General features: G+C 64.5%; 22 protein-coding genes. 17 read left to right on the top strand and 5 right to left on the bottom strand.

Features of this window, described 5'->3' with window-relative positions; all coding sequences use genetic code 11:
* Positions 1–14 precede the first annotated feature (14 nt).
* Positions 15–557: a GFA family protein gene (locus tag ACX9OT_RS03895; RefSeq protein WP_107431932.1), complete on the top strand. Its 543-nt coding sequence runs from the start codon at positions 15–17 to the stop codon at positions 555–557.
* Complete coding sequence (locus tag ACX9OT_RS03890) at positions 550–858, top strand: DUF6958 family protein (protein WP_071228316.1); 309 nt, start codon at positions 550–552, stop codon at positions 856–858. The genes ACX9OT_RS03895 and ACX9OT_RS03890 overlap by 8 nt, the downstream gene beginning before the upstream one ends.
* On the opposite strand, the gene ACX9OT_RS03885 is transcribed toward ACX9OT_RS03890, so the two are convergent.
* Positions 859–2,214: a sigma-54 interaction domain-containing protein gene (locus tag ACX9OT_RS03885; RefSeq protein WP_107431931.1), complete on the bottom strand. Its 1,356-nt coding sequence runs from the start codon at positions 2,212–2,214 to the stop codon at positions 859–861.
* Positions 2,215–2,610: 396 nt separating this feature from the next.
* On the opposite strand from ACX9OT_RS03885, the gene ACX9OT_RS03880 reads away from it, so the two are divergent.
* The 6 genes from ACX9OT_RS03880 (at position 2,611) to ACX9OT_RS03855 (ending at position 8,021) form a co-directional block, all read left to right on the top strand.
* Positions 2,611–3,141, top strand: coding sequence for a hypothetical protein (locus ACX9OT_RS03880; protein ID WP_459001031.1), 531 nt, complete (start codon positions 2,611–2,613; stop codon positions 3,139–3,141).
* Positions 3,138–3,755, top strand: a complete 618-nt coding sequence (locus ACX9OT_RS03875) for a hypothetical protein (protein WP_459001029.1) — start codon at positions 3,138–3,140, stop codon at positions 3,753–3,755. The genes ACX9OT_RS03880 and ACX9OT_RS03875 overlap by 4 nt, the downstream gene beginning before the upstream one ends.
* 43 nt (positions 3,756–3,798) lie before the next feature.
* Entirely contained in the window at positions 3,799–5,115 is a 1,317-nt protein-coding gene (locus ACX9OT_RS03870) for an adhesin (protein ID WP_459001027.1), read from the top strand.
* Positions 5,116–5,214: 99 nt separating this feature from the next.
* Complete coding sequence (locus tag ACX9OT_RS03865) at positions 5,215–5,919, top strand: C39 family peptidase (RefSeq protein ID WP_459001025.1); 705 nt, start codon at positions 5,215–5,217, stop codon at positions 5,917–5,919.
* A 13-nt stretch (positions 5,920–5,932) separates the two neighbouring features.
* Entirely contained in the window at positions 5,933–6,682 is a 750-nt protein-coding gene (locus ACX9OT_RS03860; protein WP_459001023.1) for a hypothetical protein, read from the top strand.
* A 46-nt stretch (positions 6,683–6,728) separates the two neighbouring features.
* A complete protein-coding gene (locus ACX9OT_RS03855; RefSeq protein ID WP_032127219.1) occupies positions 6,729–8,021 on the top strand; it encodes a transporter in 1,293 nt (430 codons plus the stop codon).
* 61 nt (positions 8,022–8,082) lie between these two features.
* On the opposite strand, the gene ACX9OT_RS03850 is transcribed toward ACX9OT_RS03855, so the two are convergent.
* Together ACX9OT_RS03850 and ACX9OT_RS03845 are read right to left on the bottom strand one after the other, a co-directional pair.
* Entirely contained in the window at positions 8,083–9,342 is a 1,260-nt protein-coding gene (locus ACX9OT_RS03850) for a phage exclusion protein Lit family protein (RefSeq protein WP_459001021.1), read from the bottom strand.
* Between the two features lie 4 nt (positions 9,343–9,346).
* On the bottom strand, positions 9,347–9,655 hold the full coding sequence (locus ACX9OT_RS03845; RefSeq protein ID WP_152906899.1) for a Pepco domain-containing protein: 309 nt from the start codon (positions 9,653–9,655) through the stop codon (positions 9,347–9,349).
* A gap of 251 nt (positions 9,656–9,906) precedes the next feature.
* On the opposite strand from ACX9OT_RS03845, the gene ACX9OT_RS03840 reads away from it, so the two are divergent.
* The 4 genes from ACX9OT_RS03840 to ACX9OT_RS03825 all read left to right on the top strand — a co-directional run bounded on the left by ACX9OT_RS03840 (position 9,907) and on the right by ACX9OT_RS03825 (position 14,613).
* Complete coding sequence (locus ACX9OT_RS03840; protein WP_180844322.1) at positions 9,907–11,046, top strand: SPFH domain-containing protein; 1,140 nt, start codon at positions 9,907–9,909, stop codon at positions 11,044–11,046.
* Between the two features lie 20 nt (positions 11,047–11,066).
* Positions 11,067–12,419, top strand: a complete 1,353-nt coding sequence (locus ACX9OT_RS03835) for a TFIIB-type zinc ribbon-containing protein (RefSeq protein WP_459001018.1) — start codon at positions 11,067–11,069, stop codon at positions 12,417–12,419.
* Positions 12,416–12,673, top strand: coding sequence for a hypothetical protein (locus tag ACX9OT_RS03830; protein WP_071228322.1), 258 nt, complete (start codon positions 12,416–12,418; stop codon positions 12,671–12,673). Before ACX9OT_RS03835 ends, ACX9OT_RS03830 begins: the two co-directional genes overlap by 4 nt.
* 275 nt (positions 12,674–12,948) lie before the next feature.
* On the top strand, positions 12,949–14,613 hold the full coding sequence (locus ACX9OT_RS03825; RefSeq protein WP_459001016.1) for a tyrosinase family protein: 1,665 nt from the start codon (positions 12,949–12,951) through the stop codon (positions 14,611–14,613).
* 53 nt (positions 14,614–14,666) lie between these two features.
* Here the strand turns inward: ACX9OT_RS03825 and ACX9OT_RS03820 are convergent, their stop codons facing one another.
* A complete protein-coding gene (locus ACX9OT_RS03820; protein WP_459001014.1) occupies positions 14,667–15,563 on the bottom strand; it encodes a tyrosine-protein phosphatase in 897 nt (298 codons plus the stop codon).
* Between the two features lie 17 nt (positions 15,564–15,580).
* Positions 15,581–17,869 (bottom strand): TonB-dependent receptor, encoded by a 2,289-nt coding sequence (locus ACX9OT_RS03815; RefSeq protein WP_459001012.1) that lies wholly within the window; start codon positions 17,867–17,869, stop codon positions 15,581–15,583.
* Positions 17,870–17,992: 123 nt separating this feature from the next.
* Here ACX9OT_RS03815 and ACX9OT_RS03810 point away from each other — a divergent pair, with 123 nt between their 5' ends.
* The 5 genes from ACX9OT_RS03810 to ACX9OT_RS03790 all read left to right on the top strand — a co-directional run bounded on the left by ACX9OT_RS03810 (position 17,993) and on the right by ACX9OT_RS03790 (position 22,056).
* Positions 17,993–18,622 (top strand): TetR/AcrR family transcriptional regulator, encoded by a 630-nt coding sequence (locus tag ACX9OT_RS03810; RefSeq protein WP_180844324.1) that lies wholly within the window; start codon positions 17,993–17,995, stop codon positions 18,620–18,622.
* Positions 18,623–18,946: 324 nt separating this feature from the next.
* Positions 18,947–20,050: a hypothetical protein gene (locus ACX9OT_RS03805; protein WP_180844325.1), complete on the top strand. Its 1,104-nt coding sequence runs from the start codon at positions 18,947–18,949 to the stop codon at positions 20,048–20,050.
* Between the two features lie 144 nt (positions 20,051–20,194).
* Entirely contained in the window at positions 20,195–21,154 is a 960-nt protein-coding gene (locus ACX9OT_RS03800; RefSeq protein WP_132810190.1) for a cation diffusion facilitator family transporter, read from the top strand.
* A gap of 72 nt (positions 21,155–21,226) precedes the next feature.
* The gene (locus ACX9OT_RS03795; protein WP_132810191.1) at positions 21,227–21,862 is read left to right on the top strand and encodes a DNA-3-methyladenine glycosylase; all 636 of its coding nucleotides are present in this window, start codon (positions 21,227–21,229) and stop codon (positions 21,860–21,862) included.
* Positions 21,862–22,056, top strand: a complete 195-nt coding sequence (locus tag ACX9OT_RS03790) for a hypothetical protein (RefSeq protein WP_180844326.1) — start codon at positions 21,862–21,864, stop codon at positions 22,054–22,056. Before ACX9OT_RS03795 ends, ACX9OT_RS03790 begins: the two co-directional genes overlap by 1 nt.
* Positions 22,057–22,115: the final 59 nt, after the last annotated feature.

The following is a 22,115-nucleotide window of genomic DNA, read 5'->3' as shown; positions in this document are numbered from 1 at the left end:
GTACCCAGGAGAAAATGCAGATGCCCTCCCAACAGTCCCTTGCCTGCGCCTGCGGCCAGGTCCGCCTGACCGCCACGGGCCAACCCATTGCCACCGTCGAATGCTGCTGCGACAGCTGCCGCAAGGCCGGCGCCATGCTGCAGTCGCTGCCCCGAGCACCCGAAGTACTGGGCCCGCACGGCCAGACGCTTTTCGTAATGCACCGCAAGGATCGCGTCAGCATCGACGCCGGACATTCCATGCTGCGTGCGTTGCGCTTGTCCAGCAGGGGCGGCAGCCGCCGCGTCCTGGCGGGCTGCTGCAATACGCCGCTGTTCCTGGAGTTCAGTGGCGGCCATTGGCTGAGCCTGTATGGCCTGTTGTGGCCCGCATCGGCAAGACCCGCCGTGGAGATGCGGACGATGGTCAGTGATCTTCCTGATGCGTCTGTCCTTCCGGACGATGTGCCGAACCTGCAGACCCGGTCGCTGCGGTTCTATGCACGGTTGATGAAGGCGTGGATCGCCATGGGCTTCCGCAGCCCTCGCATCGAAGTCGCGGGAGATAGCCATGTCTGAGCCCGAGCGGATCGAGATCGAGAGCATCACCGCGCCCGGGCACACCCAGCGTGTGGATCGTGCCAAGTATCTCGCCATGCGCCATGCCTTGCTGCAGGCCCTGCCTGCGCAACCGCCAGGCCTGACCGTTGCGCAGGCCAAGCAGGCGCTGCTGCCGCACCTGCCCGCCGCCCTGTTCCCGGCAGGCGCCACCGCCGGCTGGTGGTTGAAGGCCGTGCAGCTGGACCTGGAAGCCAAGGGCGTGATCGAGCGCGTCACGGGCAAGCCGTTGCGCCTGTTCAAGCACCTGGCGGCCGGCTGATCAGCGCTGCGCAGGCAGCTCCAACCGGTGCTTGCGGCACAGGCGATACACCGTCACCCGCGAGATCTGCATCTGCCGCGCGCACTCGGAAACGTTGTAGCCGGTCTGGCGCAGGGTCTGCAGCAGCACATCGCGCTCGGCCTGCCCCCGCGCATCGTGCAGCATAGCCCCAGGCAGGACCGCCACCGATGCGCCCAGCTCCAGGTCACGCTCGCTGATCAGCTCGCCCTCGGCCATGATCGCTGCACGCTGCACACGGTTCAGCAGTTCGCGTACGTTGCCGGGCCATTCGAAACGCCGCATGGCCTGCAGTGCGGCCGGCGCAAAGCCGCGTGCACGCACGCTGTGGCGCTGCCGGAAACAGCGCAGGAAGTGTTCGGCCAGCAGCTGCACATCGGCACCGCGCTCACGCAATGGTGGCATGAGCAGGCGCAGCACGTTCAGACGGTAGTAGAGATCGCTGCGGAACCGGCCCTGCGCCACCGCGTGTTCCAGTTCCACGTGGGTGGCAGCCAGCACTCTCACATCCGCCCGCAACGGCTGGCTGCTGCCGACGCGCTCGAAGGTGCCTTCCTGCAGTACACGCAACAGGCTGGTCTGTGCCTCCGACGGCAGGTCACCGACTTCGTCCAGAAACACCGTGCCGCCGTGCGCGGATTCGAACACGCCGATCTGCCGCTTGTCGGCACCGGTGAACGAGCCACGTTCGTGGCCGAACAGCTCCGACTGCACCAGGTTGGCCGGAATCGCACCACAGTTCACCGCAATGAAAGGCCTCCCAGCACGCCCCGACAACGCATGCAGCGCATGTGCGGCCAGTTCCTTGCCTGTACCGGTTTCGCCGGTGACCAGCACCGGCAGCTCCACCGGCGCGAACTTGTGCAGCACCGTGCGCACCGCATGCAGCGCAGCGCTTTCGCCAATCAATGCGTGCGGTCCCTGCCCGCTGCAGGTTGCGTCGACAGGCGGATCATCTGCGTCGAACTGCTGGCGCATTGCGCAGACCAGATCCTGCAGGCCGAACGGCAGCGTGAAGCGGGCACGGCATCGCTGCAGCAACGGCAGCCAGGCCGCTGAAGCAGGTCCGCCACCCGGTGGCAGTACCGCCAGCCAGGGTAGATGCTGGTGCTGCTCGATCCACGGTACCAGCAGCTGCAGCGCGACCGCATCGAGGTGGCGCAGATCGAGCACGGCGAGCAAGCGATCGCGCCCGCGCAGGCCAATCGCCATGGCGGGATCGGGACGGATGCTGCGCACATACCAGCCTGCTGCCGCCAGCGCACTGCGCTCGTTCGCCAACGGCTCGCCAAACCAGAGCACGCAACGTGACGTTGAAGCCTCCGGGACCGCTGCCATGCTTCCCCCAGCATCCGGACACCGTCGGCGGACTGTCAGGCAATCACCGGCGTGCCGCCCCCCGCCGGGACCTCTACGGCCACCGGGGCGGCCTTTGTTGGGCGGATCCTAGCGCTTCCCTAAACGGTGGCGCAATGAGCAGTGCGTCAAGAAATTCCTGGCTGAAGCGGCACCGTTGCAGACCGCGACGCCACCTGTAACACGGATGCGACAGTCGCCCGCCGCCCTTGCCCTGCAGTGCCTGGGGCTTCGAAATCCCAACAATTCCACGACGTGCCTGTAACAGCGTGGCAGCAGCCCGGTCAGGTGCGGCACGGTGCCGACATTGGCCGGTGGGTACTTCGAAGTTGGCACGGTTGATGCGTGGTTTCGCCGCACCCATCGCGGGAGATCGGCATGGACGGCTCCACCCTGATTCGCGGCCTGGCCGCAGCACTGGCAGTGGCCCTGCTGTCGGTTGGCGCGGGCGCATCCGCATCCGGCGCCCGCCAAGGCGTGAAGGCACAACCGGGCGAAATCGTCCTGCTGCGGGATGTATCCGCGCGCCCGGCATATCGCATGGCGCCGCCGGGCATGGCGCTGATTGCCGACCCGAAGCCGCAGCGCGAGATCGCCACCGCATTGGGTGCCGGCGGCACAACGACCGGCATGGACGAGTTGAGCGATGAGGACTATGCCGGCATGGGCGCCGGCCAGGCCGCGTCCATCACGGCGCCGGGTGGCACCACCGTTGAACAGGTCACCCAGCAGGCCCTGGGCGGCACGCTGGGCCGCAGTGGCGACGGCATGGTCGGCAGCAATCTGGGGGGGGCCATGAGTGGGCCGCTCGGTGCGGTCGGCAGCAGCACCCGCAGTATCGCCGATACCGTGCGCGGCGCACTGGCCCAGTTCCCGCTGCAGGGCACGGCCCCGGCAGGTGGAAAATGAAGCCCCTGCACGGGTTGCTTCTGCTGCTCGCTGCCGCGCCCTGGGCGACCCGGGCCGATGACTACAGCGGCATGCTCGCCTATCTCGACGTGGCCCGCATCGACGGCCACGCACTTGCCGGAACAAATGGCGCCATCGCCGTGAACCAGGCCGCCGGCGACCTCAACGTGCAGACCAACCTACGGGGTATCGCCAAGGGTGATCGCGCCGACGTCGCGATCAATGCGCGGCAACTGCAGCAGGGCAACCGCGTGCTGTCCGGGCCGCTGCAGGCCACTGCATTCATTGGCGGTGACGCACTGGCCGATGCCAGTGGCATCGCATCCATCAACCAGGCCAGCGGCGTCGCCAACACGACGCTCAACGTCGTCAGCGCGACGCTGGCCCGACAGGGCATACGCGAAACCGACGATACGGCCTTGGCCGCCGAGGGTTCCGTGTTGGCAGGGGGGCGGGACGACACCGGTCACGGCGTCGCGACGGGCACCCGCAGCGCAGGTGTAGCCAGCACCGCACTGCGGGGATTCGACGGGGTCCTGCAACTCAATCAGATCGCGGGCAACGGCAACGACACGGCCAACGTATTGGGCCTGGTCGTGCAGGACCGCCCGTGACAACCACCCAACCGATGCACCACCTGATGAGAGAGAGGGCACCATGAAAGCGACCGTCAAACAGACCATGCTCGCCATGGCGATTGCCACTGCCTCGACCGCCGCTGCGGCCAATGGCTGGGACAACCAGAACGCCAACGCGAACATCAACCACAACCACACCGTCAGTGAAACCCGCAACGATACGCACAACCACACCGACAACGACGTGCGCAACCGCACCGTCAACGTCAATGTGCAGAAGCACAGCAACATCCAGGCCGACGAACGCAAGGAGAAGAACAACCACGGCGTCGACGTGAACCTGGAGAAGGACCTGCGGCTGAGCACCGACATCAATTTCTCCGGCGATCCGAACATCACCGGCGACATCGACCTCGACTCGGCGGCCATTGCCGTGATCGACAACCGCCAGTCGATCAGCAACAACGCCACCAGCAACAGCCTGGTCACCAACAGTGCGTCCATCGGTGACAGCGTGGGTGCCGGCGCATCGGGCAATCTCGGCTTCAACGTGGCCTCCGGCGACAACAATGCCCAGGACAATGCCGCGTCGTTGTCTGCTGCCGATGCGTCCTTCAGCTTCGGCATGGCTGACGCCGAGGTGTTCGTCAACCAGGCCGGCTTCGGCAACGCCACCATGAACTCAGGCGTCACCAACGCCGCAGGTCTTGGCGGCAACGCTTTCGGCGGCGCGTCCGGCAACATCGGCGTGAACATCGCCTCGGGCAACAACAACGAGCAGAAGAACGCGCTCGCGGCCTCGGTCGCGACCACGGCGGTGGCCCAGTCGAGCATCAGCTCCAACCAGGTCTCCACCGGCAACACGGTCAGCAACGCCGGCTTCGTGCAGTCCTACACCGATACCGTGCAGGTCGGCATGCGTGGCGGCGTCAGTGGCCTGACCCTGGCCTATGGCGCGGGCACCTACCGCGGTACCGGCAACGCCTACCAGATGGCCAACTACTACCTGGATACGTGGAGTGGCGAGCTGCCACACCCGGGTGGCAACAGCACCGGCCACATCGACCTGGACAACCAGATCCAGAACGCCACGATGAACCCCAACCGGCCGGGGGTGGGCGGCCTGGGCTTCGATACGCGTGAGAGTGGCACCAGCCAGTTCGTCGAACTGGGCGTGGCCGATCTGTACGCCAGCCTCAGCGGCACGGTCAGCACCACGCGCTGGGTGAACGTCAACGCCACCAACACCTCGGCGTTGTCCGGCAGTGCCTTCTCCGGCGCCTCCGGCAACATCGGCGTGAACGTTGCTGCGGGCACCGGCAACCTGCAGGCCAACAGCCTGGCCCTGGCCGTCGCCCAGCCCAGCACCGGCGGCGGTGGCGGCAGCGGCGAGTAAGCGCAACACCCCGGCCGTCCGCCAATGGCCGGGTCCCCGGGAGCCCCTGTTCCTCCTCCCCCTTGGGACAGGGGCTCCCCCCTGCTGCCGGAGACTGTGATGATCCGTTGCCGTCTTTCGATGTGCCTGCTGGCCTGCCTGTTGCTGCTGGCCACTGTTCCTGCGTGGGCGGGCGACGTGCGCTTCAGTGGCGTACTGCCCAATGGCGCGCTGCTGCAGCAGAAGGTGGAGAGCATGCAGGAGCGGCGCTACCGCAACGTGGTACGCCAGCACACCGACTACAGCTGCGGGGCTGCGGCGCTGGCGACCATCCTGCGCCACGCCTACCACCTGCAGACCGACGAGGCGACGGTGATCGAGGGAATGATGGGGGTCTCAGATCCCGCTCTGGTAGCCGAGCGCGGCTTCTCGCTGCTCGACATCAAGCGCTACGTGGAGTCGCTGGGCATGCGTGGCCGGGGCTACCGCATCGACGAAACACGACTGCGCACCCTTCGCGTGCCGGGACTGGTGCTGATGGACGTGCGCGGCTTCCGCCATTTCGTGGTGCTCAAGCAGGTGCGCAACGGCACCGTGGAAGTGGCCGACCCGATCCTGGGCAACCGCAGCCTGGCCCTTCCGGAGTTCCTGGCCGCCTGGCCATCGCGCGCGGTCTTCGTGGTGATCGGCAGCGACTTCGATCGCAACACCGCTCTTCTGCAACCCAGCGAACGGCCAAGCGCCCGCGCGCTCTACGCGCGGCAAGGGCCGATCACCGATGCCGAACTGGTCGACTTCGGCTTCAGCCACGCCGACCTGTTCTGAAGGAGGTTCGACCATGTTCCGCCAACCGATGATGATGGCTCTGCTGCTGGCCTTCCCTTCCCTGCCTCTGCAGGCGGCAGAGGGTGCTCCCGGTCGCGGCCTGAAGGAAATTCCGGACCCGGAACTGAGCCTGATGCGGGGGCGCTACACCGTGGGTGGCAACAACGTTGCCTGGTTCGGGGTCACCATGGTGTCGCAGTGGCAGGCCAGCAACGGCGCGACGCTGCAGGGCAGCCTCACCCTGGGCATGGACTTCCGTGGTGGTGGCGCGCCGAAGCTGAGCTTCCAGCCCAGCGTGCATGTCACGGCAGCCGATGCGCCGCTGCCCGATACCCACGGACGCAGCATCGACAGCAGCGGCCTGGCCAACGCCAGCGGCCTGGTGCAGAGCGTGCAGGTGGCCGGCGATGACAATGTCGCGCGCAACGTCACCACGCTGACCGTCCGCGAGGGTGGCGTGCCAGCCGTTATCTCTGATGGCGCAGGCAACGTCACCGCGCAGCAGGCCGGCGCCAGCGCGACCGCCGTGCTGGAAGGCAACCAGGCACGCCTGCTGCTGCAGGTGGATGGCCAGGGGCTGGTGCAGCAGTGGATCCGCAATGGCAGCGTCGGCCAGGGTATCGCCCTCGCCGGTGACGGCCAGATCGCCAGTAACCAGCTGCGGCTGGAGCTGGTGCGCAACGCCGTGGGCAGCAACCTGCCGTTGAGCCAGAACGTGGCCCAGGCGATTGCGTTGAACCGCGGCATGGGGCCAGGCCAGTAACAGGGCCTGGCATTGGGGGAAACGCTCCACAACGCAGGACACCAACATGCACACCCTGATGAGGATCACCCCGTTGGCGCTGGCGGCGCTGGCGGGCACCGCCCTTGCCGCACCGCCGACGTCCGACGATGGCGCTGACGTGCAGGCCCTGGCCAACCAGCTGGAACAGCTGAAGGCCAACTACGCACAGGAAGTGCGGCGGTTGCGCGAACTGGACATGCAGGTCCAGGCCATGCAGGCGCGCTTGAGCGGGCGGGTTGGCCCGGTCACAGCCCCACCGGCCGCACCATTGGCGCAGGCGGCCGCCGCCGCGGTCCCTCCGAGCAGCGAGGGCTACGCCAGTACCGCCGCCGAGGCGCAACAGGCCAAGCAGGAGTCGCGGCGCAGCGTGGACGACGTGAAGCAACAGCAATCGGCCCTGTTCTCCCGCCGCTTCACCATCGAGAACAGCCTCACCTACGCCCGCTACGACCGCAAGCAGCTCACCCTCAACGGCTTCCTCGCGCTGGACGCCATTTTCCTCGGCAATATCGCCATCGAGAACGTGGAGTCCGACTCGCTGACCTACAACGTGGCGGCCCGCTGGGGTGTCAGCCCGAACCTGACGCTCAACCTGGACGTGCCTTACCTGGCCCGGCGCACCGTATACCAGAAGGGCGGCGCCGGCGGAGCAGCGGCCGCCATTGCACAGGAAGAGACCAACGGCAACGGCCTGGGTGATATCGGCCTCAGTGCGAACTACCGGTTGTTCGGCGAACGCGGCTGGCGTCCTGAGACCGTGCTTACCGCCGGCGTCACCGCCCCCACCGGGCGCGCACCCTACGGCCTGGACTGGAAGGTGATCGAGCGCGATGACGACGACTACATCCGCTTCGCCGTGCCGCGCGAGCAACCCACTGGCAATGGCGTATGGCAGGCCAACCTGGGCCTGTCGATGGTGAAGACCGCCGACCCGGCCATCCTGTTTGCCAACATCGGCTACGTGCACTCCATCCCGCGCGGGTTCAACGACATCGACAGTAATCCGGACACGGTGAACCCGGGCGATGTGAAGCTGGGCGGCTCGGTGTACTTCGGCGCAGGCGTGGCCTTCGCATTCAACGAGCGGACCAGCCTGAGCCTGTCCTTCAGTGACCGCATCAGCGCACGCGCTTCCACCCGCTTCCAGGGCGGCAAGTGGATGAAGGTAATCGGCAGTGATGCCAATGCGGCATCACTTAACCTGGGCGTGACCTATGCGCTGAACCAGCACACCACGCTGGTGACGCTGCTGGGCATCGGGTTGACCCCGGATGCGCCGGACTTCACGTTGGCGTTCAAGATTCCGTACATGTTGTAGCTACTTGAACAACTCGTCCCAGCCAGTCATCGGCATGGCTGGGACGGCTGCCCTGCCCTCATTATCGGTATCGACTGAATACACACTCCAGAAGTGTGTCCATCGCCTTTGAATAATTGCCCTGCAGACTATAGAGGAGCTTCATCCGGCGAAAGCGCCGTTTGATCTCTTCATCAGAGAATTCAGGCGATCCCGATCGGTTTGCGAGGAAGAACCCATCGATCACCGGACTCAGCACCGCCTCGACGAGCTTTACTGGATAGCCACGCCCAAGAATGGGCCTGATCTCTTCCCGGAATCGGGAGTAGTCAGGGACGTCTTCGAGCGAGCACTCATCAAGAAGTGCATGGATGTCGCATGCGAAAGCATCGGCGTCGGCGGAGAACCGCACTTCGATGTCTGGCAACAGATCAGCAGCCCGGGCGAATGCACGATCGATCAGATCTGCAACCAATACGATCTGTTCGAACGTCGCTTCATCCTCACAGCAATCGCGCAGTGCCTGTCGCATCGCCCCAAGCCGATCTGGGAGAGCAGGATGAGAGCCCGCATCAGTCGCATGATCGCCCAAGCGTTCCAGCAAGGACCACGACTGTAGCGCGAACTCCGCAGCTGCATAGTTGAGCATGTGGAAATCCGGATCATCATCACGCGCCGAACTGGCGTGCATCGAGAGCTGCACCGCGATGTAGTCGCAAACAAGCTCCTCCTCCACAGGCCCGACGGCTTCTGGCCGCGCCTCTCGCAGCTTATCCTCAACGTCGCACATCACATGCGCGAGTTCATGTGCAACCAGAAAACGCTGAGCACGCATGGCGAGCTCGCTGGCATAGGCGCGCTGATGCTTTGAGATTTCGTAGTCAGGGCCGAAACTACCCTCGCACTGCCACCAGACAATCTCGCCCAGGATGCGCGCCAACTCGTCGAGCTCAAGCCCCTTGGAAGGATTGCTTTCAAGGCGAATGAGCGCACTGGAAAGAGGCCTTGCGACCCGATAGAGATACTCGGGGAGCGCTGATGTCATCACGATGCCGTAACTCCCGTCCTGGAACGTTTGGACGTATACGGCTGGGTTGTACTCGTAGATTTCCGCAGCTGAGATCCGACCATCGTCAAGGCGGCTGATGATGGACTCTGGAAGCAGGGGCCGCAGATCCTGAAGAACCATCTGCACCCGACAGGCGGCATCTGGCAAGCCAGTTGCCGCAGGTAGTTCCAGTTCCTCGGCAATCTCCGCGATCAGCTCCGGGCGCACTTTGCCTAGAGGATGATCCTGCTCCCGCTTCCGACGCTCGATGAAACTGCTGGCCTCAGTACTCATCTCATCAGCCCTTCCGCTTGAGCTTGAGCTTAAGCCCCGCCTGGGTCCCAGCAGAGAACTTCCCGAGCAACTCAACGCCGCCGCTTGCGGTTACGGCCAACGAAAGTTCGATTTCATCCACAACGACTGAAGTCGAGGCCAAAAAGCCGTCCTCCAGCATCTTCGAGAAATGTTCGGCCATCTTCCGGACACTATCATCCATTTCCATGGCACCTACTTCAACCACACGTGCCATGCCCGAACGCATCGACGCCAGGCCGTTTCTTACATTGCCTTCGGAAGGCTCTTCAACCAGAACGCGAATAACATCCATGAATCCCCCTGTTCGTCCGTTGATACTCTGAATTTCATATTGCCTCGCTCGAGGCGGGCTGATTATGTCCCGGTGGGGCGCCCTGACGCCAGATCAATCTACTGCCCGGACCTGCTGAGCCATTCGCGGCACAAGCGGTCGAAGGCAGAGACGGCATTCACCCACCGGCACCACAGCCGCCCCCGGCCACTGCTATATTCAGTCCAGCGCGGCAGGCATGGTGCCTGCCCTCGAATCACAGGGAGTTGGTCATGGGTCTGGTACAGGCGGTGAAGGGTGCGGTTGGCGGTGTGCTGGCCGACCAGTGGAAGGACTTCTACACCGTGCCGGCGGGCCTGCCGTCCACGGCGGCCCTGTTCGCGGCGGTGCCGCAGGGCACCAATGCCGGCCGCGGCTCCAACACCAGCGGCTCGTCCAACATCATCACCAATGGCTCGAAGATCATCGTGCCGGAAGGCTACGGTCTGCTGCTGCTCCAGGACGGCGCGATCACCGCGTTTGTTGCCGAGCCGGGCGGCTACGAGTGGCGTTCGGACGATCTGAACTCGCAGTCGATCTTCGCCGGCGACGGCCTGGTCAGCACCTTCATCAAGCAGAGCTGGGAGCGCTTCAAGTTCGGTGGCCAGCCGGGCGCGCAGCAGGCGGCCTACTTCGTCTCGCTGAAGGAGCTGCCGGACAACCGCTTCGGCACCCAGTCGGAAATCTACTGGGACGACGGTTTCCTCAATACCCAGGTCGGTGCGATCACCCGCGGCTCGTACACGCTGAAGATCGTCGACCCGATCCTGTTCGTGAAGAATTTCGTACCGGCCAGCTACCTGCGGCCGGGCCAGGTGTTCGACTTCACCGATCTGGACAACGCCGCTGCCAGCCAGCTGTTCAATGAAGTGGTCGGTTCGCTGGCGCCGGCCTTCAGCCTGTATACGAACGATCCCAGCAAGGGCAACCGCATCACCAAGCTGCAGCAGGACTCGTTGGGCTTCGCGCAGAGCCTGTCGGCCGCCGTCGAACAGGGTTACCAGTGGAAGTCGGACCGTGGCCTGGCCATCGTCAAGACCGCCATCGTCTCGATCGAGTACGACGCCAATACCCGCGAACTGCTGAAGACCGTGCAGCGCGCCGATGCGTTGTCCGGTTCGCGCGGCAATTCCAACCTGCAGGCCAGTGTCGCCCAGGGCATCCAGTCGGCTGGTGAGAACGGCGGCGCGGCGGGCCTGGTCGGCGTCGGCATGGCGTCGGGCATGTTCGGTGTGGGTGGCATGCAGCAGCCGGTCACCCCGGCGGCAGACGATCCGGTCGCCAAGCTGAAGAAGGCCAAGGAAATGCTGGACCTGGGCCTGATCACCCAGAGCGACTATGACGCCCTGAAAGCCAAGGCACTGGGCCTGTAACAGCAGGACGCACAACGAACATGTCCGATCCCCGAAACGGCCCACCGCCGCTGCCCGGATCCGGGCCCGCGACGCCGCCGCCCCTGCCGGCGTCGTCGTTGGATGGGCCCGGTTCGCCGCAGGACGTCCCTCCCCTGCCCGGCAGCTTCCCGCTGGACACCTCGAAGCTGCCGCAGGCCATCCGCGATGAAGTGGAAGCGCCCGATCCCGTGGCCATCGATACCTCGGCCAGCGAGCTGAAGGACGGCCTCAACCGCTGCCCGAAGTGCGGCGCCACCGACATCCGGCCCAAGGCCGGCACCGACATCCTCGTCTGCCTGTACTGCCGTCACGAATGGCATGGCGCGCGGGTCGAGGAGGAATTCGGGCTGGGCGAAGCCATCGACCAGCTGCGCGGCACCGTCATCGCGTCCGGCGCACGCGACATCGATGCCGACACCTCGGCGTTGATGACGTTCAAGTGCACCGGCTGCGGCGCCGAAGTCACGGTCAATACCGAAAGCACGATGACGGCGCGCTGCCACTGGTGCCGCCACGTATTCGGCGTCAACGAACAGATCAGCAATGGCGCGGTACCTGATGCAGTGCTGCCCTTCCATATCAAGAAGGACGACGCGGTCGCGCGCATCCGCCAGTTCGTCGACAAGCGCCGGATGTTCGCGCTGAAAGCGTTCAAGGACCAGTTCACCCCGGAAAACGTGGTGGGCGTGTTCCTGCCCTACATGATCGTCGACAGCAATGTCAGCGCTGCGGTGGCCGGCAAAGGCGAGATCAAGACCCGTGAGTACACGGTCGGCAGCGAGAAGAACAAGCGCACCCTCTACGACGCCGATGTCTACCAGGTCGAACGCCAGGTCGATTTCACCGTCGACGATCTTCCGCTGGAATCCTCGGCCGAGCGCGGCAACCTGGATACCCGCGCCAACACCAACAACATCATCAACACCATCCTGCCGTTCGATACCAAGAACGCGGTGAAATGGAACGCCTCCTACCTGGCCGGCTTCACTTCGGAGAAGCGCAACCTGGATGTGGAAAAGCTGCGGCCGCGGCTGGAAGACCAGCTGCTGTCGATTGCCCGCGCACAGGTGGAAGGCTCGGTGAAGCGCTACAACCGCGGCGTGCGCTGGGAGCAGGAACAGCTGGAGGTGCATGGCACCCGCTGGGTGTCGATGTACCTGCCGGTCTGGCTGTACTCGTACCATCAGCCTGGCAAGAACGGCGGCATGCTGCACTACATCGCGGTGAACGGCCGTACCGGCGAAACCATGGGCAGCGTGCCCGTGCAGCAATGGAAGATGCTGCTGGCGGCCCTTGCCACCGGCACCGTCATTGAAGCCCTCGCAATTGCCTTCCTGGTGGCATCGACATGAGCGACGACAGTGGCCTCTGGCTGTTGGCGGCAGGTCCGGCCGGCGCAACCGCGCTGTACTGGGCGTTGTACCGCTATTACCGCAACACCGACAAATCGCATTCCTTCGAGCACGAGACCGAAATCGAGGCGCAGCCCGTGACCGGTTCGGACCAGCAGGTGGGCCGGGTCACCGGCACCGAGGAAAAGCGCATACGCGGTGACAACGTGTACGAGTACCGGAAACGGGTGGCAAGGGTGAAACCCGACCCGTAGAGCCAGGCCATGCCTGGCTGATCGACAACGCCGCAACGACGACGGTGAACAGCTTCAGCCGGGCAGATGTGTACGCGCCTGCGACTGTGGCCTGCTTCGCAGATCAGCTCTGTTTGCCATGCCTATACTACCGCCGCTTCCACCCCGGCCATCGTTGCACCTGCCGGTGGAAGCGGCGGGGCTGGATGTCCCCGTCGGGCCGGCCGCCACGCTGCCGCCGGCCCTGCCAGTGATTTGTAACCCAACGCGGTTCAACCAATCACCAGGGGAAGGCTATGCGCTACACACGTCGTGATTTTCTTGCCACCACCGCCAGCGCTTCATTGGCGTCACTGGTAGCACCCGGGGCCTGGGCCAGCGGCGCCGCACCGGCCGGAAAGGCCGCGCAGGCACGCTACCACCGCTACAACGTCACCAGCCCCGAAGGCCAGCGCATGCTGGCCAGCTATGCACGCGGCATCAAGGCCATGCTGGCATTGCCGGCAGACGATCCACGCAACTGGTTCCGCAACGCCTTCGTGCACCTGATGGACTGCCCGCACGGCAACTGGTGGTTCTACGTCTGGCACCGGGGCTATGTCGGCTACTTCGAACAGACCATCCGCACGCTCAGTGGTGATCCGCAGTTCGCCATGCCCTACTGGGACTGGACCGAGCTGCCACGGATTCCCCCAGCGATGTTCGACGGCGTATTGACGCCCACTGACGGCGCCTATGCGCCGTATACGCGCAACCTGGCGGTCTTCACCCGATTCATGCGCCCGGCGCTGCAGCGCTACTGGGATACGCTGGATGCAGGCCAGCGCGGCCAGCTCAAGTTCCGCGGCTACCTCACTGCAGACGATGTCTGGAACGATGTGACCGGCTACAGCGTCGCGGAAAAGACCGGCATCTCGGGCAATGCGGCCTATGCGATCACCTGCGGCGCCCGCTACCTCTGGCGCGAGAATCCCGGCTTCGATGCAAAGACCGCTTCGGCCGTGTCTCCCGACACCATCCACGCGGGGCTGTCGCCGGTCGAGTTCTACAACGACGATGTCAGCCGCAGCTTCACCAGCTCGCGTACGGCCTCGCACGTGGTGCAGCCTGACGGCGCCACGAAATTCTCGGTACTGGAAGGATTCCCGCACAACAAGGTGCACAACTGCATCGGTGGCGTCGGCGCGGTCGATCCCGGCCCCTACGGCAACATGACCAACTTCCTGTCACCACTCGATCCGATCTTCTACCTGCACCACGCCAACATGGACCGCCTGTGGGATGTGTGGAACCAGCTGCAGCAATCCCGCGGCAAGCCGATCATGCCCGTCAATGTCGACCAGCGGCGCCAGTTCATGAACGAACCGTTCCGGTTCTTCGTCGATGCACAGGGCAAGCCCGTTGGCGAGCGTCCGGCCAGCGCGTTCTTCTCCACCACGGCCTTCGACTACGACTACGTCTACGCGCGCCGCAACGACATGCTGGAGGCGGTCACGCTGCCAGCAGCTGCCGGCGCGGTGCGGCTGGTGCGCGGCACACGCTCCGATGGCGCCGTCCGCGTGGCTGTCCCCAATGAGGCGGTGCGCGCGCACCTGACCACATCGGGCCCGCGCCAGTTGATTGCCGAAGTGACCCTGGAGCGACCACGCGGTTTGAACAATACGCGCGAGTTCGACGTGCTGATCAACGCACCGGCGGGCACCGCCTCCGTGGCGGCCGACAGTCCGTACTACGCCGGCACCGTATCGTTCTTCGGGCCGACCATGGCCGGGATGGATCACAGCCACCCAACCACGTTCGCGGTGCCGCTGCCGCAGAAACTGGGGGCCCTGCAGGCACTGAATGCCGCCGATGGGGGAACGACCACGCTGGAGATCCGCCTGGTCGCATCGTCCGGCCAGGCACCGCAGACTTTCCCGGTACTGGATGCCGCCATCCTGGTAGCACCGCAGCAGCCGTGATGACGCACGGCAGGTGCCGGGCTGTCCGGCACCTGCCTTCAGCCTGGCAGTCTTCAGCCAGCCTGCCCCAGCCGCACCTTCAACTGCTGGATCTCCTGCTCGCTCACTCCGATCGACTTCAGGTACCCTTCCGCACCACCATACTGGCTGTGCAACGCCGCCAGGAACTGCTCCATGTTGTCCGGTGCGGTACCGGCCATACCGGCCATCTTGCGGGCGATCTCGGGGTTCTGCTTGACCAGCGCCATGATCTGCGCGTTCATCGCGCTGTCCTTCGGCTGCCCTTCCAGGTAGTGCGCGGAGATCGCGTAGTTGTGCACGATCTCGGCCTTCGGCACGCCCGCCAGGTCCAGCAGCAGGCCAGCGATGATGCCGGTGCGGTCCTTGCCGGCCGTGCAATGGAACAGCACGGCACCGTCCTGCTGCGCGGCGATGCGCTGGAACACCTGCTTGAACTGCGGCTGGCTGTAGCCCAGCCACTGCACATAGGCTTCGCCCAGCGAATCCGGGAAACTGGTCATCATCTTCTGCAGGTCCATCTTCTCGGTGCCCATCAGCGAAATGCGCTGGTAGGCAAAGCGATCATCCCTGGCCAGCAGGTCCGGCGACTGCGCCTCTTCATCGGCGGTACGCAGGTCGATATCCAGCTTCACGCCGGCCGCGGCCAGGGCATCACGGTCGGCATCGGTAAGGCGGCCGAGGTCTGCGGTGCGCACGAACGCATCGGCCGGAATCGGACCGTGGCGGCCCTGCAGGCCGGCGAAGGTACGCACGTTCCAGGCGCCCTGCAGCGGGATCACGCGCTGCGCATCGGCAGCGACGGGCTTCACGTTCGCAACGGCCGTCGGCTTCGCGGCGGCGACCTGCGGCGCATCAGCGGCAGCAGCCGTCGCAGCCATCGGCAGGCTGAGCATCAGGGCCAGGACAAGTTCGGTAGAGCGGTGCTTCATGGAATTCTCCGTTCGAATCAGAAGTTGACGGCCATTTCCAGGCCGAAGGTACGCGGGTCGTTGAAGATGCCGCTCTGGCCCAGCGCCGCGCTGTTGATCTTGTAGAACAGGTGCTGCTCATCGAGCAGGTTGCGTGCCCACAACGAGAACGACATGGTGGTGCCAGTGCTGTTGACCGGCACATCCACCAGCGCCACCCGTGCGTTCACCACGAACGAGCTGTCGGTCAGCATCTGGTCGTACTCGCTGGTGTAGTAGCCATCGGACCAGTTGCCGTCCACATGGAACTTCAGTGCCGAGAAGTTCGCGAACGGCACCAGGTAGTCGACCGACAGGCTGCCGGCGTTCTTCGGCGCCAGCAGCGGCTGGACCGTTACCTGCACCCCTGCACCGAACGGGTCCGTCGCGGTCTGCGCGTCGATCTTCGTATAGGCGTAGTTGAGGCCGAGGGTGAGGTTGTCGACCGGCATCACGTTGAACTCCAGCTCTGCGCCGCGCGACCTGCCATCGCTCAGTGCATTGGTGGTGACCATGGTGGTGCGGGTTTCCCCGCTGTTCGGGTCGAACGGCAGCGAGAAGTCCATCTGCTTGTGCGCGATGGTCGAATCGAACACCGCCAGGTTCAGGCGCGCGCGGTTGTCCCAGAACTGCGATTTGAAGCCCAGCTCATAGGCCGTCACTTCTTCAGGACCGAACGCGCTGTAGTTGGTCGAGCGCGAGTTGGCACCGCCGGCCTTGAAGCCGGTGCTGTACTTGGCATAGACCATCGCGTGCTCGCCGAGGTCGTAGGCGATATTGACCATCGGGTCGAAACGGCTCCAGCGATCCTTGAACGCAAGGTTGGTCGCCGCACCATTGACGATGTACAGGCTGCCCTTCTTGTCATCGCGGGTATAGCGGCCACCCGCTGTCAGGTGCAGCCGCTGCATCGCTTCCGGGGTCCACGTGGCCTGGCCGAAGACGCCCAGGCTGTCGGTCCAGGCCTTGCTGGCGCGATCGATGCGTACCCGCGAGAGATCCAGCGGGTTGGTCGCCGGATTCACGGTGTAGCTGTTGCCACCCGCCCCCCAGACCAGCATGTTCGGGGTCTGCGCATTGTCACCGGCAGTCTCGTGGTAGTAGAACGCACCGCCAAGGAACTGCACCTGCGAGGTGTTGCCGATCAGCTGGAACTCCTGGCTGTACTGGTGCTGGTAGACCTGCGCCAGGCTGTAACGACCGAACGGCGTCCCTGCGCCACCATAGGCGGAAATCGCATCGACCAGGCCCATGTCGAACTGGCCCTGGGTCAGTTCGCGGTAGGAACTGATCGACTTCAGCTCAAGGTTGTCATTCAACACCCACGACAGGTTCAACAGATGGCCACTGGTGCAGCCGATGTTGTCTTCCTGCGGTCCACCGAGGATGGCGCTGTCGCGGCGGTCCAGGCTGGCACCCGCCTTCTGCAGTGGGCTGAGGTAGGCGCCCGGCACCAGCACCTGGGTGTGGTACGGCGTGGTGGCGTCGTAGGAACGGTCGAACGCGTACAACAGCGAGAAATCATCGCTCGGCTGCCACAGCGCACTCAGTCGTGCGCCACGCTTGTCGTAGCTGTTGAAGTCCCGCTCGCCGCGCATCGGGTTGTCGGTGGTGCCACCGCGCTTGGCCTGCACGGCGTCGATCTTGAAGCTGACATCGCCCACTCTGGGCAGATCCAGGTGCAGCGCACTGTTGTAGCCGCTGAAGTTGGACACACCGGCACTGACGCTGCCGCCGAATTCACCGGTCGGCTGCTTGGTCACGATACTCACTGCACCGCCTTCGGTGTTGCGGCCGAACAGCGTGCCCTGCGGCCCCTTCAGCACTTCGATGCGCTCCACGTCGTAGAGCATGCTGCCCAGCCCCTGCGCACGGCCCATGAACACACCATCGACATAGATGCCGACGCCGGCATCGCGGGCCGGTTGGTTGGCGTCGCCGGAGGCACCGATGCCACGGATGCCGATGTTCAGCGCGGAACTGCGGGTAGCGAACGGCGTGACCCGCAGTGATGGGATGGAGCCATCGGACAAGCTGCCCAGCGAAATCGCGCTGCGGTCCTTCAGCGCTTCGGCATCGACCACCGATACCGAGATCGGGGTCTCCTGCAGGTTGGTGGCGCGTTTCTGCGCAGTCACCATCACCTGGTCAAGGGCGACCACGGTGCGCGCGGCATCGGCGGATGCCTCGGCGTCGGCGCTGGGACTGTCTTCGGCATGGGCCAGCGCCGGCAGTGCGGCGGCAATGGCGAGGGTGAGCAGCGGGCGGTGCAGCAGGGCGTGGCGCATCGGACTCATTCGCGGAAGGAGAAGGCCGGCGCAGTCTGGGAGGCGGGAATTACAAATGAATGACCGTTCATTCACACCTTTTGTGACGTACTATCCCGCCTCTGGACGCCCCGACTTCACGCAATGACGCCGAAAACCGCCGTAGCCGTACCCGCTGACGCCCATGCCGAAGCCCAGCGCCGGCGCATCCTCGACGCCGCACAGAAGTGCTTCATCACCCGCGGCTTCCATGCCGGCTCCATCGGCGATATCGCCGCCGAGGCTGGGATCAGCCAAGGGCTGATGTACCGCTATTTCGCCAACAAACGCGCCCTGATCCTGGCCCTGATCGAGCGCCAGCTGCGTCACGACCAGGCCTCGATCGGCGAGATGCCGGTGGCGTCCGATCTGATTGATGGGCTGCTGGAGTGCTACCAGCAATGGGCACGCGGCGAGGTGCTGCCGATCCACGGCAATGCCATTGCCAGCGTGGCCCTGTATGCGGAAATCAACGCCGAGGCACACCGCGACCCCGTGCTGGCCGAGGTGCTGCGTACCCATGACAAGCAGACCAGCGCCGCGATCCATGCCTGGCTGCGCCAGCGCGATGTCGATCAGGGCCGGATCGTGGACGAAGAGCAGATTGCAGGCCGCACCCTGCTGCTGCGGCTGCTGGTGGAAGGTCTGGCCATGCGCGCCGTGCGCGATCCCGACCTGCCGCCGGAACGGGTGCGGGCGCTGCTGGCCGATGCCATTGGGCGGGTGATGGGGTAGTGCCGGCCGCTGGCCGCAACTCCAAGGGCAGAACTGCCCTGACTGACTCGCATTAGTTCCAGGAAGTCATCATTGCCACGCCTGTAGCTTGCATTGGCGCAGTTGCATCAGTGCCAGTGCACATCAACATCCAAGCTGTGCTCGGTTCTTGGCCGCAGCGAACGATGCGGCTGCCTGCAAAGATCGAACATTCAAGCAAAGCGCCCTGCAGCCGATACTTCTTCTTGGAACTCCCCCCATGGAAGAACCAGATTGTCTTTCTCACCGCCCTACCCCTACACGACCCCGCCACCGCCCCGCCCACTTTGGCCAGCGATTTCAAAGTTGCTTGTTGAAATCTACACGCACAAGTGGCTGTTCCTGCTGCTCGGCACCCTCGTAATGGTCGCGTTCTTCTGGCGTGTTCGATATCTGCCTGCAATGACGCTGACCGACCTCGGGCTGGTTGCAATTGCCATTGTCGCATTCTCGGCTTTGATGATAGTTCTGCTCGTTGTTTACGCTTTGCTACCCGTCGCTTTGTTGCGCGAGTGGCATGCGGCCGGGGCCATCACAGACAAGCTCAGCCCCAGGAATAGCAATGGGCCTTGGGTTGCACCCACTGGACTCAGCTTGCTGCTGCTACTGGTGGGCGGCGTCATCGCTCTAATTTTCCTCTGGGCCGCGTTGTTCACTGAAACTGGCGAGCAAAATTTGTGGGCACTTCCGCTACTCCTGCTTCTTGGCGCGCTGCTTTCGTTCGCCCCTATCCTTCTAAAGCGCGATGCATCCAAGCCGGTCAGCCGCATCGCATGGTCATTGAGACTGGTTGCGTTCTCGACAGGGCTCTACCTCTTCTTCTTTCCTTTCTTGACCCTTGTAGTTTTCGGCACGCATTCAGCCGCAGAGAATCTAACCACCGCCGAACTGGTGTGTATCTATCTCGCGCTCCCTTTGCTCCACTTCCTCTTTCTGTCTCTTCGCGCTCTGCCCATGCAGCAGAGGCTTATCGCCGCATCTATTACAATCATCTATCTGCTCTCAATGGCAGGCACTATGTTCGAGGCACTTGATCGTGCTGCGGCGACGTTCCAACTGGGCCTGCGCCCGCATCAGAATGTTGTTGTATCAAGTGAAGGTTGCCGCATCGCCAAGGCCGCTTCGGTCATTGCTTCATGCAGCACGGTCCAAGGCTCAGGGAAGGAACTCTATGAGATTCACGATGTCTTCGTTCTCAATCGCCTTGGTAGCCACATGGTCATTGCAGAGTCCGGTTGGACGCCAAAGAAGCCATCTCGCTCTGTTCCGATCCCGGCCAGCGATGTGGTGACGTGGTACGCAACGCCTCCCTCGGCGACACCTTTGGCCGAGTATGCGCCACGTTCTTCGACGTCCCCTCCCAAGATCGCGCCAAAGGAAAAACTGCCCAAGAAAATGCATGGCAGCTGAAGCCACGGTGTCGGATGCACTTGCTCGGGGAAACGTCGACGGTGGGCGCAGCCCTTCTCGCCCCGCCACGCGGAGGCCGTCGACGTGCTGAGCACGGCCAGGCGCGGAGGATGAGCCACTCCGACTGTATCTACCCACACCCGAATGTCTGCCCCCACCGGTTCCCGTCTGGTCATCTACGCCGCCCTCGCGGGCAACCTGGCCATTGCCATCGCAAAGTTCATTGCTGCCGGCATCTCCGGCAGCTCGGCCATGCTCAGTGAGGGCGTGCATTCGCTGGTCGACACATTGAATGAACTCCTGCTCTTGTACGGCCTGCGCCGCGCCGGCAAGGCGCCAGACCCCGTGCATCCGTTCGGCTATGGCCGCGAGCTGTACTTCTGGAGCTTCATCGTCGCCCTGCTGGTGTTCGCCGCCGGCGCCGGTGTTTCGGCCTACGAGGGCATCCAGCACATCCGCCGGCCGGAGCCGGCCACCAACCACGCGTTGAGCTACAGCGTGCTGGGCATCTCCATCCTGTTCGAGGGGGCTTCGTGGTGGGTCGCGTTACGGGAGTTCCGGCGTACCAAGGGCAAACTGGGCTACTTCGAAGCCTTCCGTCGCAGCAAGGACCCGTCCACCTTCACCGTGCTGCTGGAGGATAGCGCGGCCCTGCTGGGCCTGGGTTTCGCACTGATCGGGCTCGTGGCTGCCCAGATGCTGGACATGCCGGTGCTTGATGGTGTGGCGTCGCTGTGCATCGCCGGCGTGCTTGCCGCCACCGCCTTTCTTCTTGCACGCGAAACCAAGGGACTGCTGGTGGGTGAGCCAGCCCATCCGGCGGTGGCCGAGCGGATCATGGCCGTGGCGGAAACCGACCCGGACCTGCGCCGCGCAAATGGCGTGACCACCATGCAGATGGGCCCCGAACAGGTCGTGGCCATGCTCAGCGCCGAGTTCGAGGATGACCGTAAGACACCGCAGATCGAGGCGTGCATCACCCGCATCGAATCAGCCGTGAAGCGTGAGTATCCGGAACTGGTGGCACTGTTCATCAAGCCGCAGACACCCGAGGTCTATGCCTCCCGCCGCGCCGCACTGGCCGTTCCGCCTGCGCAGGAATGACACTGCGTCTGCGCCCGTTTCACCTGTTTGGTGCCACAGTGCCATCACCGTTTACCCGAGCCTGCCTCTACCGTGCCGGATTGGTTGCCCGCCGCTCTTCAGATCCTCCCCCGCAGCTTCTACCGGCGCCCGCCCGTCGAGGTTGCGCCCGAGCTGCTCAACAAACTCCTGGTCCGTGACGATAGCCGGGCCGGTCGCATCGTTGAAGTCGAAGCCTACGCGGGCAGTGTCGATCCGGCCGCACACTCCTATCGCGGGCAGACCCCGCGCACGGCCAGCATGTTCGGCGAGGCCGGCCACCTGTATGTCTACTTCACTTACGGCATGCACTGGGGCAGCAACGTTGTCTGCGGCGAAGTGGGTGAAGGCGTGGCGGTGCTGCTGCGGGCCATCGAGCCGCTGGCGGGCCTGGAGCGCATGCGCGAACTGCGCCCCGCCGCGCGCCGCGACCACGATCTGGCCAGCGGGCCCGGCAAGCTCTCGCAGGCCTTCGGGCTGGACCGCAGCTTCGACGGCGCTGATCTGGTGACCGGCAACCACGGCATTGTCATCGCCAGCGATGGCGTGCCGCCGCCGGAGGATCCAGTGGTTGGGCCCCGCATCGGCATCACCCGCGCTGTTGATTTCCCCTGGCGTTGGCACATCCGTGATCACCGTCACGTATCGATCCAGCCACGTCGCGCTTCCGCCCCAGCGAGGAAACGATGATGACCCCGCTCGACAAACCATTGCGCCGCGAACTGCACATCGACGGCCAACCCTACACTCTCACCGTGGCCCCTGAGGGCCTCAAGCTGGTTGAGAAGGGGTGGCGCAAAGGCATCACACTGCGCTGGCAGGACCTGGTATCCGGAGACGCCGCTCTGGCCACCGCCTTGCAGGCATCGCTGCAACAGCACTGAGCCGGCGCGCCCACCTCACATCCGCATCACCCCGCCGTGGCGATACATAACGGCGCGTG

The sequence above is a fragment of the Stenotrophomonas genospecies 3 genome (assembly GCF_054473855.1).
The sequence above is the reverse complement of the archived record's forward strand: the minus strand, read 5'-3'. Positions and strand labels throughout refer to the sequence as shown.